This is a genomic window from Mesorhizobium sp. M5C.F.Ca.IN.020.29.1.1 (genome assembly GCF_003997375.1).
In the GTDB taxonomy this organism is placed as follows: domain Bacteria; phylum Pseudomonadota; class Alphaproteobacteria; order Rhizobiales; family Rhizobiaceae; genus Mesorhizobium; species Mesorhizobium wenxiniae.
Genome location: NZ_RZSW01000878.1, coordinates 1 through 1739 on the forward strand (window position 1 = coordinate 1; position 1739 = coordinate 1739).

Genomic DNA, 1739 nt, shown 5'->3' on the forward strand with positions numbered 1-1739 from the left:
CTAACCGCCTTCATGCGCGATCTACCAATCGAAATTGAAGAGGCGGCGATTGTAGACGGCGCCTCGCCTTGGGTAATCGTCACGCGCATTTTCATGCCGCTGATGGGGCCGGCGCTGGTAACGACGGGACTTTTGGCCTTCATCGGTGCCTGGAATGAGTTCGTGTTCGCGCTGACCTTCACTTCGTCCGATGACCAGCGCACCGTTCCTGTTGCGATTGCGCTTCTTTCAGCCGCCTATCAGCACGAAATTCCCTGGGGCAGCATCATGGCGGCCTCTGTCATTGTCACGATACCGCTCATAGTTCTCGTGCTCATCTTTCAGCGGCGGATCATTTCAGGCCTAACCGCCGGTGCCGTTAAAGGCTGAAGATCAGGAGAAAATGATGGCAAAGCTGCAACTGAACGATGTTCGGAAATCCTTTGGCGCTGTTGAGGTGATCAAGGGCGTGACAATGGAAATCCGAACAGGCGAGTTCATGGTCTTCGTCGGCCCCTCAGGCTGCGGAAAATCTACACTCCTCAGACTTATCGCCGGGCTGGAGGAAATCACTTCCGGCACCCTCGCCTTTGACGATCAGATCGTCAACAATCTAGTTCCTTCGAAACGAGGGATCGCAATGGTGTTCCAGTCATACGCACTGTACCCGCATATGACTGTGTTCGAGAACATGTCGTTCGGCTTGCAGCTTGCTGGCGCAGATAAGAGAGAGCGTAGGAGAAGAGTCGATGCTGCTGCGGAGATGCTGCAGCTGACGCCCTATCTCGAGCGGCTCCCGCGCCAGCTTTCGGGCGGTCAGCGTCAGCGCGTGGCAATCGGGCGCGCCATCGTACGCGACCCGAAGGTTTTTCTCTTTGACGAGCCGCTTTCAAATCTTGACGCAGCACTGCGCGTCGCGACGCGCATCGAGATCGCTAAGCTTCACCGCAGTATGCATAACACAACTATGGTCTATGTCACGCACGACCAAGTGGAGGCGATGACGCTCGCGGATCGAATTTGCGTTCTACGCGACGGGCTCGTTGAACAAATTGGTACGCCACTGGAGCTTTACAAGAAGCCGAAGTCAATTTTCGTAGCTGGCTTCATCGGATCGCCAAAAATGAACTTCCTCTCCGGCCGCTTCTCTCACGTTCACAACGTTCATACGATTGGCATTCGCGCCGAGCATCTGGAGATCGCCGGGCGGGGGGAGTGGTCAGGTACAGTGGTCCATTCCGAGATGCTTGGGTCGGACAGTTACATTTACGTCGACCTCGGTGCCTCGGAACCGCTGATTGTTCGGGAAAACGGCACGTCGCGGCACCGTCCGGGCGAGGTCGTGCGTATCTCGCCAACTGCCGGCCATATCCATCACTTCGACGCGGAGGGCCGGGCGATCGACAGTGTGGAATTGCGAGGCGTGGCCTAGGGCTACCCTGTAGGCCGGACGACAGCACAGCAAATCAGGGCCAGCGTCCACAGCAATGCGCAATTACTTGGCATCGCGACCTAGTGCTTCAACCACTGGAGAATGAAATTGACTGTAAATGCCATCGTGTGGGGCGAAAATGTGCACGAACAGAGAGATGCGTCGGTTCGGGAGATTTATCCGGACGGGATGCACAACACCATCGCGGTGGCCCTCAATGCGGATCCGGCAATAAACGCGACAACGGCGACCTTGCAGGAGCCGGAGCACGGCTTGACGGAGAAGCGGCTTGCCTCGACCGACGTGCTTCTCTGGTGGGGACACACGG

Annotated in this window: 2 protein-coding genes and 1 pseudogene; all 3 read left to right on the plus strand. The window is 57.0% G+C overall.

What is annotated here, in order from left to right; genetic code table 11:
• The coding region (locus EOA85_RS34545; RefSeq protein ID WP_164760106.1) for a carbohydrate ABC transporter permease at positions 1-369 on the plus strand (369 nt) is incomplete at its 5' end.
• A 16-nt stretch (positions 370-385) separates the two neighbouring features.
• The gene (locus tag EOA85_RS34550; protein WP_127212665.1) at positions 386-1411 is read left to right on the plus strand and encodes an ATP-binding cassette domain-containing protein; all 1026 of its coding nucleotides are present in this window, start codon (positions 386-388) and stop codon (positions 1409-1411) included.
• Positions 1412-1519: 108 nt separating this feature from the next.
• Positions 1520-1739 (plus strand): annotated as a pseudogene (locus tag EOA85_RS34555) (trehalose utilization protein ThuA); the annotation flags it as partial.